Consider the following 22,547-nt stretch of genomic DNA (forward strand, 5'->3'; position numbering starts at 1 on the left):
ACAACCAAAGTATATGTCAGCTAATAACTGTGCCCCTGTGGCAGAAAGAAAAAAACTGGGATTCCTGGACAGGTTCCTCACCCTATGGATTTTCCTAGCGATGGCCGTCGGTATTGCAATAGGTTATTTTATCCCCTCAAGCAGTGGATTCATCAATTCATTTTCAAGTGGCACAACAAATATCCCGCTTGCAATTGGCCTGATCCTGATGATGTACCCTCCCTTGGCCAAAGTAAATTACAGCAAAATGGGAGAAGTATTTAAAAACACAAAAATTCTTGGTGCCTCCTTGTTTTTAAACTGGATTGTAGGCCCGATACTTATGTTTGCTTTAGCACTGCTCTTCCTTAAAGGATATCCGGAGTATATGATTGGTGTAATCCTTATCGGATTAGCTAGATGTATAGCCATGGTTGTCGTTTGGAATGATTTAGCGGATGGAAACAGGGAATATGCTGCTGGTCTAATTGCTCTAAACAGTGTATTTCAGGTATTCCTTTACAGTGTGTATGCTTACATCTTTATAACGGTTTTGCCACCCTATTTCGGTTACAATGGTTTTGATGTCAATATCAGTATAGGACAAATTGCCGAAAGTGTTGGTATCTATTTAGGAATACCGTTCGCTCTTGGGATAATCAGCCGTTATGCATTAATCAAACTTAAAGGTGAAGAATGGTTCCAGACCAAATACGTTCCAGTAATATCACCTATAACCCTGATAGCACTTCTATTTACAATAGTAATTATGTTCAGCTTAAAAGGAGAATTGATTGTTCAAATCCCTATGGATGTGATTCGAATCGCGATTCCATTGGTCATCTATTTTACCCTGATGTTTGTAGTGAGCTTTTTTACAGGAAAATATTTCGGTGCCGATTATTCAAAAAGTGCCTCCATTGCCTTCACAGCAACCGGCAATAATTTTGAGTTGGCTATCGCAGTAGCCATTGGCGTTTTTGGTATTAACAGTGGGCAGGCTTTTGCCGGGGTAATTGGCCCCCTAGTAGAAGTTCCAGCACTGATAGCCCTGGTTAATCTGGCCTTTTGGTTCAGGAAAAAATATTATGCTGTAGCAGCATAATTCTCTCTGGGACAGCAAAACAAACAAGCAAAGAAATTATAGCATTTTTAAACCACGATTAAATATAATAAATTATGAGAATAGCTTTATTTAGCGATATCCACGCAAACCTTCCTGCTCTGAAAGCTTTTTTTAAGGATATCGAAACAACAAAACCAGATGCGGTTTATTGTTTAGGAGATTTGGTTGGATACAATATCTGGCCAAACGAAGTTATCAATGAGATAAGAAAAAGAGGAATCCCCACCATTGCAGGAAACTACGATTTTGGTATAGGGAGAACAAGCGATGATTGTGGATGCGCTTATAAAACTGATGACGAGAAAGCTAATGGAGCCGTTTCAATATCGTTTACCAACTCTTTAGTAAACGAAGAAGAAAGACAATATCTTAGAACACTTCCGGCACATATCAAATTAGAATTTCAACTCAATAATGATAAACTGAATTTGTTGCTTGTTCATGGAAGCCCAAGAAAGATCAATGAATATCTTTTTGAAGACCGTGATGAAAAAAGCATGCTGCGTATTATGGAACAGGCTGATGCCGATATCATGTGTTTCGGGCATACACACAAACCCTATCACAGAATAATGAACAATGGTGCTGAAGGACAAGATCACTTCAGACATGCTATCAATATTGGTTCTGTAGGAAAACCTAAAGATGGTGATCCAAGAGGCGGTTACGTACTACTAACCATAAATGAGAACAGCTCTATTAAAGATCAGAATAGCATCACTACTGAATTTATTCGATTTGCTTATGATGTCGAAAAAGCGGCAAAAGCAGTTGAAGACAGCCCATTGCCAAATGCTTATGCTGAAAGCTTAAGAAAAGGGGTTTAATCTATGAGATTAGCTATAATATCAGATATTCATGCCAATCTTCCGGCATTGGAACAAACATTAAAAAGCATCGAAGAAAATGAGATAGATGCGATTTATTGTTTGGGAGATCTAGTAGGATACAATATCTGGCCCAATGCTGTTATTAACGAGATTAGAAAGCAAAAAATACCAACGATATGCGGAAACCATGATGAAAAAGCAGTAGCGATACATCAGTACGGCAGATTTTTAAATGACGATGCTAATTTTGCCTATAACATTATAGGAAAACCACAAGTTCAATACCTCGCAACATTGCCTGCTTTTATAAGACTTGAATTTATTTTTAATGGAAAACCATTTACTTTAATGTTAGTCCATGGCAGTCCATACAGCAACAAAGAATACCTGCACAAAGAGAAAGAAGAGTCTGAATTGGCTGCTATTTTTCTGGATAAAGGGATAGACATGCTGGTTTTCGGGCATACGCACAAACCCTACTATCGTATAATTGACAATGGATATACAGATCAAAAATTTCATGCGGTAAATGCTGGATCTGTTGGCAAGCCAAAAGATGGAGATAAGCGTGGCTGTTACACCATTATAGCATTGGAACATAACAATAAATTGACTGTCGCAGTAGAGTTTGTTCGGGTGGCATATGACGTTGAAAAAGCAGCGCAAGCCATTGAAAATAGCCCCTTGCCCCCTTCCTATGCACTTATGTTACGTAAAGCATATTAACCAAAATAATTAAGCATGAACTTCCCTGAAAATGTTAAATACCACATAGAACACACCTGGATCAATGTCGATGGCGAGATTGGTATAATTGGAATTACAGATTTTGCCCAAAAAGAATTAGGTGAAATAGTCTATATTGATCTGCCAAATGTTGGGTCAAGTTTTGACCAGGATGAAATTTTTGGTTCCGTTGAAGCAATCAAAACAGTAAGTGATCTATTTATGCCGGTATCCGGTAAAATATTGGAGATAAACAATAATTTATTAAAAAATCCTACCTTGGTAAATTCAGATCCTTTTTCACAAGGTTGGATGATTAAAATACAGCTGACCAATGTTTCTGAAATAGAAAATCTAATAAACAACCAAGACTATAAAACCAGAACATCTGCATAATGCAGTCTACTAAATTTTAGGGAGCGAAAACAAATACTTTTCTTTGTATTCACTCCCTTTATATTGCACTTATTATATACAAATGGAAAGTTTCAAAAAGTTTTTAAATCAGATTATACCTATCACAAATGAAGAGTTTGAAAACACCATTCTACATTTTAAGAATAAAACGGTACTAAAAAACAGCTATTTTATTGAGCAAGGTAAAGTATGCCATCAGGTAGCTTTTATTAAAAAGGGAACTTTAAGGACTTTTTACCTGAACGAGAATGCCGAAGAAATCACCTCTTGTTTCTGCATTGAAAATAACCTAACTACTTCGTATAAAAGTTTCATTCTGCAGGAACCCTCAACACTGATCATTCAAGCTCTGGAAGACACTGAACTTTTAGTAATTGATTATGATGATTTACAGCAATTATATAAAGAGAGTTTGGTTTGGCAAACCATTGGACGTGCAATTGCTGAAAAACAATACATTGTAATGGAACAATATGCCAGTGTACTGTGCAATGAAACCGCAAAAGAAAAATATTTACGACTTCTTAAAGAACAGCCCAGTATTCTACATAAAGCAACTATAACTGATATTGCATCCTATCTTGGGATTACCCGCAGAACACTAAGCCGAATCCGAAAGGAGATTACCCTATAAATTTGAGGACATTTGTCCTTAGTAATGATAAGGCATTATTATAATTTTGTTTTTATAAACAACTTAAAAACAAAATGGAAACTGCACTTATCATTACCTCTATCCTACTTATCCTCTTTTCTGTCTTCGCCCTTTATGATGGTTTTTATTTGCATATTTTTAAATATCAGCTTCATAATTATTCCCAGAGTAAAACAGAACATCTTACACATACCATCAGGTCCATTTTTTTTCCGGCAATCCTGTACTTCTTATTCTTAAAACAAGACTGCACTACAAGTTTTGTCATTGGGCTTGTCTTTGTAGTGCTAGATATTATTGTAATGGCTGTGGATGCCTTTGTTGAAAAGGACAGCAGGGAATTTATGGGCGGACTGCCTCGTTGGGAATATATCCTGCACCTTTTTGTCAATGGCTTTCATTTTGCATCAATTGCAGTTTTTTTGTCAATTAAGCTGACAATGCAAAATGGTGAAATATTGATTATCCCCAATATTGATCAATTCCAAAATTATAAGCTATTTATTGTATTAATTATAAATCTTTTACCAGGTGCTATTGTAATGGCGCTTCTTCATATTTTGTTATGCATTCCTGAAACAACATTTGTTTGGAATAAATTGAGAAATAAGGTAAAATGCTGTTAATCAAATTAAATACTTTATTTTAAGCAAACCTGCATCATTTTCCATTTTTTCCGTCTTTAAAGATGTAGTATAAAAAATGGAAACAAATAAATTACTGGTCGCAATTATTGGCGCAGGAGCAGTCGGATTAGCTGCAGCAGCACATCTTATAAAAAGGAATCAGCCTTTTATTTTGTTTGAAACGGGTAAAACGGTAGGTTCAAATATTTTAAGTTGGGGGCATGTAAAAGTGTTTTCTCCTTGGAAATATAATATCGACAAAGTCGCTGAAGAATTGTTATTGCAAACAAGTTGGCAATCACCTGACAAAGATAGTTCGCATACAGGCAAAGAATTTTACGATCATTACTTAAAACCATTAGCAAACCACCCTTTAGTAAAGCCATATATCCTAACTAGTAGTAAAGAAATCGCTATTAACAGAAAAAATATGGACAAGATGAAAACTAGTGGTAGAAATAACCAGGCTTTTGTTTTATATGTAGAGCAAGGTGAAAAAAACACATCTTTTGAAGCTCGGGCAGTCATTGATGCTTCAGGCACATGGCAAAATGGTAATCCACTTGGATCTGGCGGGTTATTAGCTCTGGGTGAAATAGCTGACCCCTAACAAAGTAAATTTGCAAAATAAAATCAAACTAAAACAATTGAAGATTAACTATTTTTATAATAATAATCCCGTCGGCCTTTTTTTGGACAACTCAAGATTTTAAAACAATTTTCAAAAAAAAATTAAAAATAAGTCGAAATCCCAATGTTAAACCCAGCAGTAGTTGCAGGAGGGTTTCCTAAAATATCGGTTTGTTTCTGAAAGCGATAATTTAGTCTAAAAACAGTCTGTGAGGTAGGACGGAAACTTAACGCAGGCATGATGCTCCAAATATCTTCTGCAATATTCCCACTAGTTTCGTTAAAGGTTCCAACGTTCCAATCAACATATTCCAGTCGACAAGCTAAGTTTAACACAACATTTTCCCAACCTAAAACATTTTTTGTAAGTAAAGGTTGAACGATATCGATAAATCCTCCAAATTGCTTATTGCCAAATTGTTGGCCATACGTTTCCGGAACATCTACTTTAACCCATGCCAATTCTGAAGTTATAAACGTTTTAATTTTAGGAAGCGTTGTGTTAAAGTCTAATGCATAAATATCGACACGTCGTTTTTTGTCTAAAATTATTCCTTCATCTTGAAATTTATTGTAAACGCCCCCCATATAGGAGAGTCCTAATTCACCAATTTTACTGTTTCGAATAGCGATTTTACTAGTAAATAAAGGTAATCCGCTATCTATTTCTTCAAAACGTTCTGGATTGTTTTTGGCAGCTGGCAGAAAAGTTTTGTTCTCTGTGTTTTCAATTATCGAGTTATCAAAACTTCCTGAGAAATAAGCTTCATAGCCAATCATCCAATTCTTCGAGTATTTTTTTCCAAAAAGCCCAGCCCCAGCATTACTAAAAGTACTCGGTAACATTTGTGTTGCTGAAATGGGTCTGTCGGTAAATTCCCATTTTGGACCATCATGATTCTGATTGAAAGCCCCAATAGGATTCATGATTATTCCTCCTCTAAAATTAACCAAGGGATTAAATTCAACATCCACAGAGGCGAATTCTATAGCGATTTCCTTTCCACCTTCTTCAAATTCGATCTCGCTTAAAAATTTCACACGTTTGCTGATTGCCGATGACATAAAAATGGTTAATCGTCTGGCTTGAAATTGATGTCCTTCGGAAACGCCATCGGTGGAAAGGCGTTGCCAATTAGCTTCCAGATAACCTCCAACGGCTATGGGTGTTTTTCCAATATTTAAAAAAGGACAATTATAAACAGCATCCATATTTAAAGCTTGTTTTGTACTGTCTTTAGACGTCCTTTTTAGTAAAACAGGGTCGATTTGTGAATAGAAATTTATAGAAAATAAAAATGTTATGCATAGGAGTTTTAGTCTCATTTTAATGATATTTTAAGGGTGCCGTTATCTATTATGATCGGAAAATTTCGTAAATTTCTATCAGCCGGGCCGTTTTCTAAACTTCCTTTGTTGCTAAATTCACTTCCATGTGCCGGACATTGTAATTTATCTCCAAAAACCTGCAGTTCTGCTCCTTGATGAGTGCATTGCATAAATAGTGCGCTATAATTATTCGCGTCAAAACGATAAACACAAATAGGATGGGTCAGTTTTTCGTTTTGTATGATTACGTATTTTTTATATTCTATGATTCCCTTATTTTTGATTTCAAAATCAGTCAATGGAACTAGAATATCTGAACCTTTTATCTCTTTTTCCAAAATTTTAGATGTGCTGCAGCTTTGTAATAAAGTAAGAGTTGAAATTCCTGCTAAACAACCAAAACCACATGTTTTTAAAAAATCTTTTCTGTTCATAATTACAATGATTTTATAAATTTTAGTAATGCCTCTCTGTCTGATTGTGAAAGATTTTGATAGCCTGTTTTACTGTTGTTTGCTTCGCCACCATGCATTAAAATGGCACTTTCAATACTATTTGCTCTACCATCGTGCATCAAGAAAAAGTTACCTCCCTGTGAGTTTTCAGAAAGACCAATTCCCCAAAGTGCGGGTGTTCTCCATTCGAAAGTTTTGGCACTTCCTTCCGTATAACCATCATCTAAACCTGCTCCCATATCATGTAAAAGCAAATCGGTGTACGGTGAAAATGTTTTAAAAGAAAGCGGACTTATTGATGAATATCCTGTGGTTAGTTCCGGTTTATGACAACCTGTACAATTAATTTGTTTAAAAATTCGCTTGCCTTGATTTACAACTTCATCATTTTTATTACGTTGAATTGGTGCTTTTAACACATTCAAATAAAAAACCACATCGTTTACTTTATTGGTGGCCACTTCCGGGTCAATTTCTAAATTGGAATAATGGTCTTTTGGACTGAAAAAAGACGTTATCCCCATATCTTGGTTGTAGGCATTAACGGATTGATGCAATAAATCAAATGCAGATGCTTTTTTGCCAAATTGCCCAATATGCTTTCCGCTTTTTGTAATTGAAGCCGAAGATGGTATAGAATAACTGGGAATTACAATCCAATTTACTGTTCCGGAAATTCCATCCCCATCACTGTCATTTGGATCTGCCATTGTTAATAAATCGGCGTCAGTAACATTTTGTAAAAAGCCTAAACCTGAAAACGCAGGAGGAGTAAATTTAGAAAACGTTGCTCCAACAGGGATTTGCTCTGGCAAGAAACCAGGTAACGCTCTATTTTGCAATTGTGGTCCGCCTTGATTTAAAAATTGATTTCCAGTTTCATCAACCTGACCAAAACGTGTCAATGTAGTAAACAAATGTCCCTTACCGTCCCCAGCGTGACAATTGATACAACTGGTTCCAACAAAAGTTGAACCCAACCCTGTTTCTCTGGTAAAAACCTCATTTACTGCTGCATCGCCTCGCAAAAATTGAGATAATTGTGAACTGGAAAGCCCATCAATTGTTCCGTCTAATAACTCGTCATCAGCAGGAATATCTACATAACTTGTCTCGCAGGATGTTAAACCTATCAATAACAAGATGAGAATAAGTATGTGTGAAATTTTATTTTTCATTATTATAAACTTTATTTTTAGACAAAACTAAAAAAATATTTAGAATAATATTATATTTTGAAACATTTAATTTTCAATAGCATAAAAAAAACTATTTTTGCAATCTTGAAACTTACAAACACCATATTGTCAATTATAATTCTGATTCTTTCCTGTATGCCTTGTGCAGATAAGGAACAAGATGTATCGTTTGAAAAAATGACTATAAACAATACTTCAAAGCAACATCACAATAAAGATATTTGCTCCCCTTTATGTGTTTGTAGTTGCTGTGGATGTCAAGGTTACGTTCACAACACTATTTGTTCTTATAATATCTTTTCGGTTAAAACTATAATTGATAAAAATCTTCCTGAATACAAATCAATTATTACTTCCAATTTCTTCGGGAGTATTTAGCTACCCCCACAAATTATTGCTTAATTTTTTTGATGATTAAAAGAATACAATTCTACTGGATAGAGTTAGTTACAAAGTTTTCTTTATTTAAATTAATTACAGTTATAGATATAATAATGGCAAAGCAAAAAACAAAAAGACCGAACAACCCTAAACCTAAATCCAAAAAGCCAATAACGGTATATACTGTTATTCGTACTATAATGATAATACTCGTTTTGTTGCTTTTGTTATTGGGAGTTGCTGCAAAATATTGGTACTACTACAATAAATATTACAAATAATTAATAATCATTATAAATAATTATTAATTATAAAAATAAAAATCTTATTTTTACAGCCTTGAAATTTGCAAACATCATATTGTCAATTATCATCGTAGTTCTTTCCTGTATGCCTTGCGCAGACAAGGAACAAGGTGTTTCATCTGAAAAAGTCACTATAACCAATAGCTCAAAACAGCACCAAGAAAAAGAAGCTTGTTCTCCTTTATGCGTTTGTAACTGTTGTGGTTGCCAAGGTTTCGCCTACAATAGTACAATGTTCAATTTCAATTTTATTGCCGTCAAAAACATAATTGACAAGAAACTACCAAACTACAAATCAATTCTTACTTCCAATTTCTTCGGAAGTATCTGGCAACCGCCTCAAATTAATGCTTAATTTTTTTTTTGATTAATGTTTAAATGAATAGCGATTAATGTCTTGTGCATTAATCACACTATTGTTTACCATTATTCAGCTTACTGTATTTGATTCTATCAATTACTGTAAATCAAAAATCAATTATTAAACATTAATTATTTTCAATAGTGTTAGACAAAATCATTCATTTTAGTATAAATAATAAATTCATCATTGGTTTGATGACTTTATTTCTCATCATTTGGGGAGTTTGGAGTGCATCCAAATTACCCATTGATGCCGTGCCGGATATCACAAATAATCAGGTTCAAATTATTACGCTTTGCCCCACTTTGGCAGGGCAGGAAGTCGAACAATTAGTAACTTTTCCAATTGAACAAAGCATAGCAAATCTTCCCGATTTAGTAGAAACCCGAAGTATTTCTCGCTTTGGTTTATCGGTAATCACAGTCGTTTTTGATGATGATGTCAATATTTATTTTGCCCGACAACTCATCAGTGAAAGACTTAAAGAAGCTATTAGCCAAATACCTGAAGGTATTGGAAGACCTGAGTTAGGTCCAGTAAGTACAGGACTTGGTGAAGTGTATCAATATATTTTACATCCAAAAAAAGGAAGTGAAAATAAATATTCTGCGATGGACTTGCGTTCTATGCAAGACTGGATAGTAGCAAGACAACTCAACGGAACGCCCGGTATTGCAGAAATAAATAGTTTTGGGGGTAAATTGAAACAATATGAAGTTGGCGTGAATCCAAATCGATTAAAAGCGATGGGAGTAACAATTCCTGATATTTTTAGTGCTTTGGAGAAAAACAATCAAAATACAGGAGGTGCATACATTGACAAAAAACCAAGTGCTTACTTCATTCGTGGAGTTGGTCTGGTTACTTCCTTGGAAGATGTAAAAAATATCGTTGTGAAGAGCAACCCCAACAGTGTTCCAATTTTTATAAAAGATGTTGCCGATGTAAAGTTTGGTAATGCAGTACGTTATGGAGCAATGACCTTTAACGGAAAAGTAGATGCTGTTGGTGGTATTGTGATGATGCTTAAAGGTGCGAACAGTAATGAAGTGGTACAAAGGATAAAAGACAAAATGCTAATCATACAAAAATCATTACCAAATGATGTTGTAGTTGAACCATTTATTGACCGAAGCAACTTTGTAAACCGTGCCATTTCTACCGTTGAAAAAAACCTGATTGAAGGAGCATTAATCGTGATTTTTGTATTGGTTTTATTCCTGGGGAACCTTCGTGCGGGACTTATTGTAGCATCGGCTATACCACTTTCTATGTTGTTTGCTTTAGGATTGATGAAAATTTTTGGAGTAAGTGCAAATCTAATGAGTTTAGGAGCTATAGATTTTGGTTTAATTGTAGATGGTGCCGTCATTATAGTAGAGGCTACAATACATCATTTAATGATAAAAGGAAAATTAAGAATCCAAAATCTAAATAATAATTTTGACATCTCTGATAAAATAGTAAAAACAAATAATTTAACATTTACACAATCAGAAATGGATGAAGAAGTTTTTACTTCTTCATCAAAAATTCGTCAGAGTGCTGCTTTTGGTGAAATTATAATACTGATCGTTTACATTCCAATCCTTACATTAGTAGGTATTGAGGGCAAAATGTTTAGTCCTATGGCAAAAACCGTTGGTTTTGCCATATTAGGCGCATTAGTACTTTCTATTACTTATATCCCCATGATGTGTGCTTTATTTTTACCCAAAAAGATCAGTCATAAAAAAAACATTTCAGATAAAATGATGGGTTTTTTATATAAAATCTATGAACCTCTTTTGGAAAAAGTAATACAAATAAAATATAAAGTAGTAGGAATTACTATAATATTATTTTTAGTAACAATTTTTGTTTTTAGTAAAATGGGGGGCGAATTTATTCCCACATTAGCCGAAGGAGATTATGCATTTGAATTTAAAATGCCTATCGAAACTTCTTTATCCCAAAGTATTGAAACCTCGATGCAAGGCGCAAGAATCGCCAAGCAATTTGACGAAGTAAAAATTGTAGTTGGAAAAACGGGTGCTGGTGAAGTACCTACCGACCCAATGCCTCCTGGAGCAACAGATATGATGATTATTCTAAAACCGCAAAGCGAATGGAAATCCGGGAGATCGTATGAAGAATTGGGTGATGCAATAGAAGAAAAATTAAGGGTAATACCCGGTGTTTTTATCGAAAAAAGTCAACCTATTCAAATGCGTTTTAATGAACTGATGACTGGAATCAAACAAGATGTAGCTATAAAAATATTTGGCGAAAACTTGGATAGCCTTTCCGTATATGCCAAAAAAGTGGAAAGTGTAATAACAAACGTAAAAGGCGTTTCTTCTCCACAAGTAGAGCAAGTGGATGGATTACCACAAATCAATATAGAATATGACCGTTTGCGAATTGCCAATTATGGTCTAAATGTCGAAGACATAAACAGTATCGTAAGTACTGCTTTTGCAGGAAAAGCAGCAGGTGTAGTCTACGAAAATGAGCGAAAATTTGATTTAGTGGTGCGATTAGACAGTACGTCAAGAAGAAGTATTGATGATGTGAATAATTTATTGATACCTACACCTACTGGCAATCAAATACCATTGTCTCAAGTTGCAAAAGTAGATTTTAAATTAGGTCCAGCACAAATCAGTAGAGAATCTGGAAAACGTAGAATTGTAATAGGTTTTAACATACAAGATAGAGATGTTCAGAGTGTGGTAAAAGAAATTCAAGATAAGTTAGCTACAAAAGTAAAATTGCCATCTGGCTATTACTTTACCTATGGAGGTACATTTGAGAACTTACAAAAAGCATCTAATCGATTGATGATTGCCGTTCCTATTTCCTTATTATTAATTTTTATGCTTTTGTATTTCACATTCAATTCTATGAAACAAGCCAGTTTAATATTTTCCGCAATACCAATGAGTGCAATTGGTGGCGTATTTGCATTACTACTTCGTGGAATGCCATTTAGTATTTCAGCAGGAATTGGTTTTATTGCATTGTTTGGTGTAGCAGTATTAAATGGAATTGTATTAGTAGGAACATTTAACCAACTCGAAAAAGAAGGTTGGGATGATGTTATAAAACGGGTAATTGAAGGAACAAAAATCAGACTACGCCCAGTATTAATGACAGCAACTGTTGCCTCATTAGGATTTTTACCAATGGCGTTATCGCATAGTGCGGGCGCAGAGGTTCAAAAACCACTAGCAACAGTAGTTATTGGCGGCTTACTGTCTGCTACATTTTTAACCTTATTTGTATTGCCTTTGTTGTATATCATATTCAATACAAAAATTAAATTAAAAAGAAAACCAAAAGTGAAATCAATCGTAACAATTTTAGTTATTGGATTATTTTTATCTTTTAACACCAGTCAGGCGCAATCTCGAAAAACTATTGATGAAGTTTTGAATTTAGGCTTAAAGGATAATTTGCAATACAATATCAATCAGTCCCAAATCTCAAAAAATCAACTTTTGATAAAAGGAAACAAGGAGTTTCCCAAAACTGGCATCTTTGTGGAAAATGAAGATTTGCGCCCTTCGGATAAAACAGGTATTTGGAAAATTGGTTTACAGCAGAGCTTCTATATGCCTCAAGTAAACCAAGCCAAGAAGAATTACTATCGAGAGCAAACCAAATACTATGAGTTCAACAAGGAAGTAATCAATACAGAGCTGAAAAAAAATATCCGTTCTGTTTATTACCAATTATGGTATTTACAAGATAAAACAGCTTTGTATCAGCGACTGGACAGTATCTATATTGGTTTACTAAAGACCACAATTATAAAAGTTAAAACAGGAGAAAGTGCTGGTATTGAAAAAATTTCAGCAAATGTAAAGTTGAAAGAAATTGAAACAAATATCATTCAACTTCAAAAAGAAATGATTGTACAGCAACAGGCACTAATGCAGTTATTGAATAGTTCGGAAGCCATTTTACCGCTTTCAAAATCATTAGAAAAGTTAGAATATGGTTTGCAAAATTCAACAGAAAACCATCCCAGTCTTCTGTTATTGCAACAAAATGTGTCGATTGCCAATAGTGAAATTGCAATCCAAAAAAGCAATCGCTTACCTGAATTTTCCGGTCGTGTTTTTTCACAAAAATTATATGGCGTAGCCGATCCATATACTGGTTTCTCATTTGCAACATCATTTCCAATATTTGGAAGTGGTGCCAATCGCAATAAAATAAAAGCCGCCAAAACCGAAAAAGAAGTACAAGAACAACAATTGCAATATCAAACACAAATACTTAAATCTTCTTTAGCACAACGTCAAACCGAAGTTGAAAAAAGTGTGTCAGGTTTGCAATTTTACGAAATTTCAGGCTTACAACAAGCTGACGAAATCATAAAAGCCGCGAATCAATCCTATCGAGCAGGAGAAATAAGTTATGCCGATTTTTCATTGTATTTAAGTCAAGCCATCGAAATACGAAAAAACTATTTAGACAATCTAAATGCATACAACCAAGCGATTATTGAATACAATTATTTCACAAACAAATAAATTCAAAAAAATGAAATCTTTAAAAATAAAATATAAAAATTATCTTTTACTCACCACTTTATGCGTAACGTTAATTTCTTGCGGGAGTAAAGAAACGAAACCAGAAGAAGTAGTTGAGAAACCTAAAACTGAAGAAGCACCAGCATCAATTGCATCATTAACTGCTGAACAAATTAAAACTGTGGGTATACAATACGGAAGCATAGAACAAAAAGAATTAACAGCCACATTGAAAGCCAATGGAGCATTACGGGTGCCTAATAATAACAAAGCCAATGCTACTTCGATGTACGGAGGTGTAATAAAAACAATTAATGTACAGTTAGGCGATTTTGTAAAAAAGGGACAAATAATTGCCACAATCGCCAATCCGCAATTCCTTCAATTACAGGAAGAATATTTGAGTACTTCCAGTAAAATAATCTTTGCCGAACAAGAATTAGCAAGACAGAAAGAACTCAATGAAGGAAATGCAGGCGCATTAAAAAATTATCAAAATGCTGATGCCGAATTAAAAGCAATGAGAACCCGCAGAGCATCTTTGCAACAGCAAATTCAATTGATGGGTATTAATCCAAATAGCTTAAACAACGGTAATTTACGTTCCGCATTATCAGTAACAAGCCCTATAAGCGGTACAATTAGTAATGTTTTCTCTAAAATCGGAAGTTATGTTGATGTCTCTTCACCAGTTGCCGAAATTGTTGATAACACACAACTACATTTAGATCTAAACGTATTTGAAAAAGATTTGCCTATGCTAAAAGTGGGGCAAATTATACATTTTAGAATTACTAATAATTTAGAACAAGATTACGATGCTAAAGTGTTTTCAATAGGTGCGACCTTTGAAAATGACAGTAAAAGTATTCTTGTGCACGCCACCGTTCAAGGTAATAAAACGGGGCTAATAGACGGAATGAATATAACTGCGATTGTAAGTTTAAATAATGTTACTACCAACGCAGTCCCAACGGATGCCATAGTAAGTGCTGATGGGAAAGAATATATTTTCGTGGTAACCGATAAAGAGGCAGAAGAAGAAGAAGGACCTCAAGAAGAAGAAAATAAATCCGAAGAACCAAAAGCCAAAGAATCTACAATAAATTTTGAAAAAATAGAAGTCGCAATAGGTGTTTCTAATATGGGCTACACCGCTATAACATTGGTAAAAGACATTCCTGCAAATGCAAAAGTAGTAACAAAAGGCGCATTCTTTGTAAATGCAAAATTGACGAACAAGGGAGAAGAAAAAGAGTAATCAGCTCATTGGTATAATTATTAAAAATAGCGGTTCACTAAAAATTAAAAAACTAATTACCCCTAATGGGTTAATCAATCTAAAAAATGAAACATCAACACAAATACGATGAAAATGGCAAACAGCTTTGTTGCACATCGGAAGAAGAAATAAATAACAAAACCAACAAACAAACAGAATGTTCCTGTACTGATAATGGTCCTGAAAATCATTCTGATGATGATGGTCAAGGAAATTCAGCCAAAGAAAAATCTACTTTTCAAATGTTCTTGCCTGCAATAATAAGCCTTGTGCTATTACTTATCGCTATTGGTTTTGACCACTATTTTACTCAATCTTGGTTCACAGGCTGGACACGCATTGTTTGGTATATAGTAGCTTATACGCCTGTGGGTTTTCCAGTAATAAAAGAAGCTTTTGAAAGTATTCGCAAAGGAGAAATATTTTCGGAATTTTTATTAATGGGAATTGCAACTATTGGAGCATTTGCCATTGGAGAATATCCTGAAGGAGTTGCTGTGATGTTGTTTTATGCTATTGGCGAAATATTTCAGGCATTGGCAGTTCAAAGAGCAAAAAGAAACATTAAATTATTATTAGATCAAAGACCAGATACCGCTACAGTCATCAAAGATGGAAATACTATTGATAAAAAAGCATCCGAAATCACTATTGGAGAAATCATTCAATTAAAACCCGGAGAAAAACTAGCATTAGACGGAAAATTGCTTTCAGACAGTGCTTCCTTAAATACCGCAGCTTTAACAGGTGAAAGCAAACCTGACACGAAACAAAAAGGGGAAACTGTTCTTGCGGGAATGATTAATTTAAATACTGTTGCTCAAGTTGAAGTTACAACAGCTTATACCGATAGCAAATTGTCTAAAATCCTTGAAATGGTTCAGGAAGCAACGGCAAAAAAAGCACCAACCGAATTATTTATTCGAAAATTTGCTAAAATATACACCCCTATAGTTGTGTTTTTAGCAATTGGAATTTGTCTATTACCAATGCTTTTTGTCGATAATTATGTATTTAGAGACTGGTTGTACAGAGCATTAGTTTTCTTGGTTATTTCTTGTCCTTGTGCATTGGTGATTTCTATTCCGTTAGGTTATTTTGGAGGAATTGGTGCTGCAAGCAAAAATGGGATTTTGTTTAAAGGATCTAATTTTCTGGATTTAATGGCATCTATCGAAGTAGTGGTGATGGACAAAACAGGAACGCTGACCAAAGGGGTTTTCAAAGTACAAAAAGTAGTTGCTGTGGATATTTCCGAAGCCGACTTAATAAAATATACAGCAGCACTAGAAACTAAATCGACCCATCCTGTTGGAACTGCTATTATCGAATATGCAAAAGGTTCAGAAAAAGAAGCAACAGTTACCGACGTAGAAGAAATTGCAGGTCATGGTCTTAAAGGAAAAGTAGATGGAAAAGAAATTTTGGCAGGGAATGTAAAACTGATGAAAAAATTCAATATCATTTATGATCCAGAAATCGATACTACACCTTTCACGATTATTGTTATTGCAATCAATCAAAAATATGCAGGATATTTTTTAATTGCTGATGAAATCAAAGAAGATGCCAAAGAAGCGATTCACAGTTTACATAAAATAAACGTGAAAACTGTAATGCTTTCAGGTGATAAACAAGCCGTTGTAGATGCAGTAGCAAAAGAATTAAACATTGACCAGGCTTATGGCGATTTATTACCGGAAAACAAGGTGGAAAAAGTAGAGGAATTGAAATTAAAAAACCTAAAAATTGCATTCGTTGGCGATGGTGTAAACGATGCGCCAGTAGTTGCCCTTGCCGATGCCGGCATTGCAATGGGCGGTTTAGGAAGTGATGCAACAATTGAAACTGCTGACATTGTTATTCAAAACGATCAACCGCATAAAATATTCACAGCAATAAACATAGGAAAACAGACGAAGAAAATAGTGTGGCAAAACATTACTTTGGCTTTTGTGGTAAAGGGGATTGTTTTGGTGCTAGGTGCGGGTGGTTTAGCAACCATGTGGGAAGCTGTCTTTGCCGATGTGGGTGTAGCGTTATTAGCAATTTTGAATGCAGTTAGAATACAGCGAATGAAGTTTTAAATCTGATATTAATAAGAAGCGTCCATTAATAGGGACGCTCTTTAAAATATTTATGATTTTTTTGGAGGTGTTTTTCCTCCTGCACAACAAGAACCATCTACACTACAAGATTTTTTCTCATTAGAGACTAGAACCATTACCCAATAAAATCAAAGTATTTTAAAAGTTATTATTTTTAACCCTAAAAATATTGCGTTATAAAAAAAGCTGTCCAAATCATTTTAGACAGCTTTTTTCTATTTTTGAAACTGTTTAATGCCATATTTCAGCCATTGTTCATATTCAGTAATGTCTGGCATATATCCAACTGGTTGGTTTAAACTTTTCTCTTTTGTATCCAAAATGATATAATACGGCTGAGCGTTTGCCTTATAACGAGTGATTTGGAAATCACTCCATTTGTTTCCTATTGATTTTATCTTTTTGCCAGTTTCTTTAGAGACATATTGTTCCTCGATAGGCAATTCTCTTTTGTCATCAACATATAGTGAAATAAGAACTACTTCATTATTTAAAATAGATAAAATGCGAGGATCCGACCAAACATAATCTTCCATTTTTCGGCAATTTACACAAGCAAATCCTGTAAAATCCAAGAGAATAGGTTTGTTTACACTTTTGGCATAAGCCAATCCTTTTTCATAATCGGTAAAAGCCATAATATCATGTGGTCCTTTATGTGCTCCGTCTGGTAATGCTATTGCTGATGTAGATTCTCTGTTGGAGCCGCCTACACCGTATGGAGATTCGCTATAGGTCATAGGTGGAGGAAAGCCACTTATTAATTTTAATGGAGCACCCCATAAACCTGGAATAAGATATATTGTAAATACCAATATTAATAATCCAACAGATAAACGTCCTACCGAAATAGAAGATGAAGGAGAATCATGTGGCAAAGTTATCTTTCCGAATAAGTAGAATGCCAAAGTACCGAATATCGCTATCCAAATGGCTAAAAATATTTCTCTTTCAAACCAGTGCAATTGCAATACTAAATCGGCATTAGACAAGAATTTAAATGCTAAAGCTAATTCTATAAAACCTAAAAATACTTTTACTGTATTTAACCATCCGCCAGATTTTGGTAATGTATTTAACCAACCTGGGAACATGGCAAATAACATAAAGGGTAATGCTAAAGCAAAAGAAAAACCTAACATTCCTACAATTGGTGCGATACCTCCTTTGGAAGCTGCTTCAACCAGTAAAGTTCCTATAATTGGTCCGGTACAAGAAAAGGAAACGATTGCAAGAGCCAATGCCATGAATACGATTCCTAATATTCCACCTTTATCCGCTTGACGGTCTACCTTATTTGCCCAAGAATTAGGTAACATGATTTCGAAAGCACCTAAAAATGATAACGAAAATACAACTAATAATACAAAGAAAATAACATTAAACCATACATTGGTAGATAATGCATTTAGTGCATCGGCACCAAAAATTAAGGTAATTACTGTTCCCAAAAATACATAAATCAAGATAATCGAAATACCATAAATAATCGCATTTTTGATCCCTTTGGCTTTGGTTTTACTTTGTTTTGTAAAGAAACTTACTGTCATGGGAATCATAGGAAATACGCAAGGAGTAAGCAAGGCTGCAAAACCAGATAAGAAAGCGATAAAGAAAATCATATATAAACTCGAATCAGATTCTTTCGATTCTGGTTGTTTTTCTATTGTGGAATTCGCATCAGTTTTAGTAGTTTTCTCATTTACAATATCCGCAGCTTGGATTTCTTTTGCTTCAAGCGTTTTAATATCAAACTCAAAATATTTTGTTTCGCTAATACAGTTCTCCTTGCATACTTGGTAAGAAAGCTCTACTTGTATAATTTCCTTTTCTGGATTAATCTGTTTGATTAATTGGGTAAAAGTAACTTTATCGGAAAAGAAGATTTCATCGACACCAAAGATTTCATTAAACTCTCGTTTGGTTTCACTTTCGGTTGCTTTTCCAATAAATTCATAATTGCTTTTGTTATCATGAAAAATGAATTCGGCAGGAAGAGGACCATCTTCAGGTGTAAATTGAGAATATACGTGCCAACCTGCTTCGATATTACCATTAAAAGTAAGTACATATTCTGAGGTGGATTTCTTCTCGATTCTAGGTTCCCATTTCACAGGATCTATAATCTGTGCCTGGACTTTGACAAAAACAAAGCCCAAGAGCAATAAATAAAAAATTTTCTTCATTTTATAAGTTTAATCAGAACGATTTGTTCTGGTGATAATTTGATTTTACACGTGTCATTTCCCGATAAGCCATAGGAAGTGTTTCGATGGTCTTTTGCCATCGAAACACTTATTTTATGAACTTTAGATTTAAATTAAAATCTTGGCGAAGTAATTTATTTGGTCACATTAAAAAAAGTATATTCCAGTTTTAAGAAAACACCATCAGATGTGGCACGTTGCATCGAGCTATACAATTCTTTTTTGTATGCAAGGTCAATTCTCGCCTGACTGTTAATGATAAACTGAATCGAAGGAACTACATCCAGATATGATTTTCCGTTTTCGGTTATCGTTTGTCCAGTAAATTCCAGCATCGCATTGATGTTGGTTTGTTTAAAACTTGTATAATTTTTTGGATACATTAATTTCCCTACTGAGAACGTATAATTTACTGCGCTGTTACCCAAAAAATCCGGAAAGCTATAATCACTGTTATTAAGTGCCCGCGCGTAACTTACAGAAGAACTTATGGCAACTTTATGGATTAACTGAGTAGCTACCAGACCAGCTTCGTAACCAGAGTTTCCTCCCATTAAGTCTATAGCTTCCTGATTAATAAAAGAGTTATTATAACTGTATCGTCCAAAGACAGCCATCCTAAAATGACTTTGTAAATCATCTACAGAAAAGAAACGATATTTAGCATAAAAACCACCACCTTTAAGCCCCAATCCATTTTCTTGGTTACTAAGAAAAGCTGAGGTACGAACCATGATATTTTTATTTATTCCCCAAGTAACTTCGGGCGTTAAATTATACATAGACCCACTTTCCAGTTGATTTTTCATAAGAGATTGACCAACCCGAACCCCAATAGAACCCGCCGGAACATTACTAGCGGGTTCGGTTACTACAAATAATTCCTGTGCATCTATTTTGAATGAAATAAGTAATAAGAAAACAATTGATAGATATTTCATTTTTATAGGGTCTTTAAATAATAATCATTTTCATTTTCCGTAGCATAACCAGGATATTTAGAATATGATTTAACTAGTTTTTTATACTCTTTTTGGGTTACAAAACCTTTATCCAGAACTCTGTATCTTGTTTCTGCATGAGCTACTGGGGTTTTAATATCAATGAAATTATAAGTTACATCATCAACTTTTAAGGTTGTATTATCCTCAATTGTTGGCGTATGAAACTTTGCAGTCAAAACCATAGAACCTACAAAGAAACCAGCTTTTTCAACAGCGTTTTTTAATACTTTAGGTTGTAATGAGTTATCTTTTTTAAAATAAACGGTAAACGTATTTGAATTTAAATCAGTACCAATACTATCTACTTCGGTAAAAGATTTTAATTGTTTATTTATCGCATTAGAGCACATAGAACAAGTTAATCCCGTTGCCATTATTTTGACTTTAGTGATTTGAGAATATGATTTTACACCAGTTAATAATACTAAAAGTGCAGCGGCTACGAATTTTATATGTAATGTTTTCATTTTATTTTTTGTTTTTTTTGATTTGAGCAATTATTTGTGATTCGGTTGGGTTTATGGCAATCAGTTTTCCTGATGCATCAAAAAGATAGGTTGCAGGCAGTGCTTCAACTCCAAAAGCCACAGCCGTTTTGGCATCAAAACCTTTCGGGTCGATTAATTGCTGGTGTTTCATTTTGTCTTTTTCAATGGCTTTTAACCATTTTGATTTATCGATATCAATTGAAATTCCAACAATTTCAAAATTCTGACCTTTGTATTGGTCATACATTTTTACCAATTTTTTGTTAGCCATTCGGCAAGGTGCGCACCATGATGCCCAAAAATCTACCAAAACTGTTTTTCCTTTAAAAGTATTTAGTTTAACTGTAGCGTTCTTATTGTTTTGAAGCTGAACATCTGGAAAAGAATCTCCTATTTTTATTTGTGCACTTGCTATAGAAACAGTTGCTATCAGGGAGAGTAATGTGATTATATTTTTTATTTTGAACATGAAATTTAATTTAAATGATTGATTATGATTACTCCGCTTTTTTAGGACTTGCTTCTCTATCATATTGGCAACATCCATGCAATTCATCGTAAACAGCATTTGGGGCACTAAATTTTTCATTGTCATATCCAGCATCTGCAACACGTTTTAGTATGGCATCAAGATTGGTTTTCTTAGTATCGTAGGTAACTGTAGCGGTTTTGGTGTTCGTGTCCCAATTTACTTTGGCAACTTTATCAATGTTTGCAGCCGTTTCAATAGTTTTTTTGCACATGCCACAATTACCATTGATTTTTACGGTTTCAGTTGTTTTGTTTTTTATTTGCGCGCTGGCGAAAGTGACTGATAGCAATAGAGTCATTGCCATCAATAATTTTTTTATTGAGTTCATTGTTTTTATAATTTTGAATGAATTAATCCTAGAGCATGACAGAAACCATAGTATTTAGAGCTATGAATAGCGTTGATTGGATTAATATTTAATGATTTTTTAAGCCATAAAACAGGCTTTGGATTAGACAGATTTGTAACTGTCAGGAAATGAATCTAGCTTATTTTAGGTGGAAGCCAGATAGAACGGAAATCTGAAGAAATAAAGATTTCTGAATAATAGTAATTTTGTTTCCTTTCTGAAAAACTAAAAAGAGAATTATTTTCTGTTTGGAAAGAAAGTATCGAGGAATAACCGCAGTAAGCAGTTGGGCAACCACAAGAATTACCTACACAGCTATTATCGCAATTGTGTTCTTTCTTATTAGAATCTTTTTTCTTGCAACAGTCTTTTACTGTAAATTCTTTTTTACAACATGGCATTTCTTTTTTTGTCCCATGCGCATAAGTAAGCGTTGGTCCCAAAAGAAAACCAAGCATAACGAGTAGCAATATGTAGAACTTTTTTGTCATACTGGGCACAAATCTACAATTTTATTAGCTGACTCGAATGTTAATTTTTTTGTAAATGTTCTATTATAATTGATTCTTCAATTATGTTTAGTGACACCCCGCTGAAATAAAAACAGTTTAATTAATTGATAATCAGTATTTTTGTTTTTAGGACTAAAAGATCGTTTTTAATTTACTGAACACTTGTAACATGTAGATTAGTAATTTTTACAAATTAAAAGAAATATAATTGTTGATTATGAAACCAGTTAATTGATAACGTATCCCAACTGAAGAACTGGAAATTCATCGCTTTTATTCCACAAACGGAAAGAATTGATAAAATTATCGATGGATTTGAATAGTCATATATCTTCCATGAAATCACATTAAAAGCTAGTGAATTCAAATTTCTAACTTTAGATTATGATGAGAAAACTCAAAATTTCGATATAATAGTTTTCCTGAAAAACTAAAATTTATATCAACTGGCTCAAATACCAGATTATAATGAGGAATTAATCCATTTATATGATTTAAAATTTTACATAGATGAGATTAA

General features: G+C 34.1%; 20 protein-coding genes. 11 read left to right on the forward strand and 9 right to left on the reverse strand.

Annotated features, from left to right (window positions below):
* Positions 1 to 13 precede the first annotated feature (13 nt).
* From arsB to Q1W72_RS01480, 7 genes are all read left to right on the forward strand, one after another.
* Positions 14 to 1,084 (forward strand): ACR3 family arsenite efflux transporter, encoded by a 1,071-nt coding sequence (arsB, locus tag Q1W72_RS01450; RefSeq protein WP_302136917.1) that lies wholly within the window; start codon positions 14 to 16, stop codon positions 1,082 to 1,084.
* Positions 1,085 to 1,158: 74 nt separating this feature from the next.
* Positions 1,159 to 1,932 carry a metallophosphoesterase gene (locus tag Q1W72_RS01455; RefSeq protein WP_302136930.1) on the forward strand — a complete coding sequence of 258 codons (774 nt, stop codon included), beginning with the start codon at positions 1,159 to 1,161 and terminating at the stop codon, positions 1,930 to 1,932.
* Positions 1,933 to 1,935: 3 nt separating this feature from the next.
* Positions 1,936 to 2,661 carry a metallophosphoesterase gene (locus tag Q1W72_RS01460; RefSeq protein ID WP_302136931.1) on the forward strand — a complete coding sequence of 242 codons (726 nt, stop codon included), beginning with the start codon at positions 1,936 to 1,938 and terminating at the stop codon, positions 2,659 to 2,661.
* A gap of 15 nt (positions 2,662 to 2,676) precedes the next feature.
* Complete coding sequence (gene gcvH, locus Q1W72_RS01465; RefSeq protein ID WP_302136933.1) at positions 2,677 to 3,057, forward strand: glycine cleavage system protein GcvH; 381 nt, start codon at positions 2,677 to 2,679, stop codon at positions 3,055 to 3,057.
* Between the two features lie 82 nt (positions 3,058 to 3,139).
* Positions 3,140 to 3,712, forward strand: a complete 573-nt coding sequence (locus Q1W72_RS01470; RefSeq protein WP_302136934.1) for a Crp/Fnr family transcriptional regulator — start codon at positions 3,140 to 3,142, stop codon at positions 3,710 to 3,712.
* 74 nt (positions 3,713 to 3,786) lie between these two features.
* On the forward strand, positions 3,787 to 4,359 hold the full coding sequence (locus Q1W72_RS01475) for a hypothetical protein (RefSeq protein ID WP_302136935.1): 573 nt from the start codon (positions 3,787 to 3,789) through the stop codon (positions 4,357 to 4,359).
* 76 nt (positions 4,360 to 4,435) lie between these two features.
* A complete protein-coding gene (locus Q1W72_RS01480) occupies positions 4,436 to 4,969 on the forward strand; it encodes an NAD(P)-binding protein (protein WP_302136936.1) in 534 nt (177 codons plus the stop codon).
* 122 nt (positions 4,970 to 5,091) lie between these two features.
* On the opposite strand, the gene Q1W72_RS01485 is transcribed toward Q1W72_RS01480, so the two are convergent.
* From Q1W72_RS01485 to Q1W72_RS01495, 3 genes are read right to left on the reverse strand one after another with little or no spacing between them, the layout of a single operon-like run.
* Positions 5,092 to 6,315: a hypothetical protein gene (locus Q1W72_RS01485; protein WP_302136937.1), complete on the reverse strand. Its 1,224-nt coding sequence runs from the start codon at positions 6,313 to 6,315 to the stop codon at positions 5,092 to 5,094.
* Entirely contained in the window at positions 6,312 to 6,752 is a 441-nt protein-coding gene (locus tag Q1W72_RS01490; protein ID WP_086455349.1) for a ubiquinol-cytochrome c reductase iron-sulfur subunit, read from the reverse strand. Before Q1W72_RS01490 ends, Q1W72_RS01485 begins: the two co-directional genes overlap by 4 nt.
* Before the next feature lie 2 nt (positions 6,753 to 6,754).
* A complete protein-coding gene (locus tag Q1W72_RS01495; RefSeq protein ID WP_302136945.1) occupies positions 6,755 to 7,951 on the reverse strand; it encodes a di-heme oxidoredictase family protein in 1,197 nt (398 codons plus the stop codon).
* Positions 7,952 to 8,713: 762 nt separating this feature from the next.
* On the opposite strand from Q1W72_RS01495, the gene Q1W72_RS01500 reads away from it, so the two are divergent.
* The 4 genes from Q1W72_RS01500 to Q1W72_RS01515 all read left to right on the forward strand — a co-directional run bounded on the left by Q1W72_RS01500 (position 8,714) and on the right by Q1W72_RS01515 (position 16,914).
* The gene (locus tag Q1W72_RS01500; protein ID WP_233206899.1) at positions 8,714 to 9,013 is read left to right on the forward strand and encodes a DUF6660 family protein; all 300 of its coding nucleotides are present in this window, start codon (positions 8,714 to 8,716) and stop codon (positions 9,011 to 9,013) included.
* A gap of 149 nt (positions 9,014 to 9,162) precedes the next feature.
* Positions 9,163 to 13,545, forward strand: a complete 4,383-nt coding sequence (locus tag Q1W72_RS01505) for a CusA/CzcA family heavy metal efflux RND transporter (RefSeq protein ID WP_302136949.1) — start codon at positions 9,163 to 9,165, stop codon at positions 13,543 to 13,545.
* Between the two features lie 10 nt (positions 13,546 to 13,555).
* The gene (locus tag Q1W72_RS01510; protein WP_302136951.1) at positions 13,556 to 14,806 is read left to right on the forward strand and encodes an efflux RND transporter periplasmic adaptor subunit; all 1,251 of its coding nucleotides are present in this window, start codon (positions 13,556 to 13,558) and stop codon (positions 14,804 to 14,806) included.
* 86 nt (positions 14,807 to 14,892) lie between these two features.
* Entirely contained in the window at positions 14,893 to 16,914 is a 2,022-nt protein-coding gene (locus Q1W72_RS01515) for a heavy metal translocating P-type ATPase (protein ID WP_302136953.1), read from the forward strand.
* A 236-nt stretch (positions 16,915 to 17,150) separates the two neighbouring features.
* On the opposite strand, the gene Q1W72_RS01520 is transcribed toward Q1W72_RS01515, so the two are convergent.
* The 6 genes from Q1W72_RS01520 to Q1W72_RS01545 form a co-directional block, all read right to left on the reverse strand.
* On the reverse strand, positions 17,151 to 19,121 hold the full coding sequence (locus Q1W72_RS01520) for a thioredoxin family protein (protein WP_302136955.1): 1,971 nt from the start codon (positions 19,119 to 19,121) through the stop codon (positions 17,151 to 17,153).
* A gap of 155 nt (positions 19,122 to 19,276) precedes the next feature.
* On the reverse strand, positions 19,277 to 20,083 hold the full coding sequence (locus Q1W72_RS01525; RefSeq protein WP_086452994.1) for a hypothetical protein: 807 nt from the start codon (positions 20,081 to 20,083) through the stop codon (positions 19,277 to 19,279).
* Positions 20,084 to 20,085: 2 nt separating this feature from the next.
* Positions 20,086 to 20,613, reverse strand: a complete 528-nt coding sequence (locus tag Q1W72_RS01530; RefSeq protein WP_254906629.1) for a heavy-metal-associated domain-containing protein — start codon at positions 20,611 to 20,613, stop codon at positions 20,086 to 20,088.
* A gap of 1 nt (position 20,614) precedes the next feature.
* Positions 20,615 to 21,103 carry a TlpA disulfide reductase family protein gene (locus Q1W72_RS01535; RefSeq protein WP_086452992.1) on the reverse strand — a complete coding sequence of 163 codons (489 nt, stop codon included), beginning with the start codon at positions 21,101 to 21,103 and terminating at the stop codon, positions 20,615 to 20,617.
* A 28-nt stretch (positions 21,104 to 21,131) separates the two neighbouring features.
* Positions 21,132 to 21,494 carry a heavy-metal-associated domain-containing protein gene (locus tag Q1W72_RS01540; protein WP_086452991.1) on the reverse strand — a complete coding sequence of 121 codons (363 nt, stop codon included), beginning with the start codon at positions 21,492 to 21,494 and terminating at the stop codon, positions 21,132 to 21,134.
* Between the two features lie 155 nt (positions 21,495 to 21,649).
* On the reverse strand, positions 21,650 to 22,006 hold the full coding sequence (locus Q1W72_RS01545) for a hypothetical protein (RefSeq protein ID WP_086452990.1): 357 nt from the start codon (positions 22,004 to 22,006) through the stop codon (positions 21,650 to 21,652).
* Positions 22,007 to 22,547: the final 541 nt, after the last annotated feature.

Origin of the sequence: Flavobacterium sp. ZE23DGlu08 (assembly GCF_030505335.1) — a bacterium.
GTDB lineage: Bacteria > Bacteroidota > Bacteroidia > Flavobacteriales > Flavobacteriaceae > Flavobacterium > Flavobacterium algoritolerans.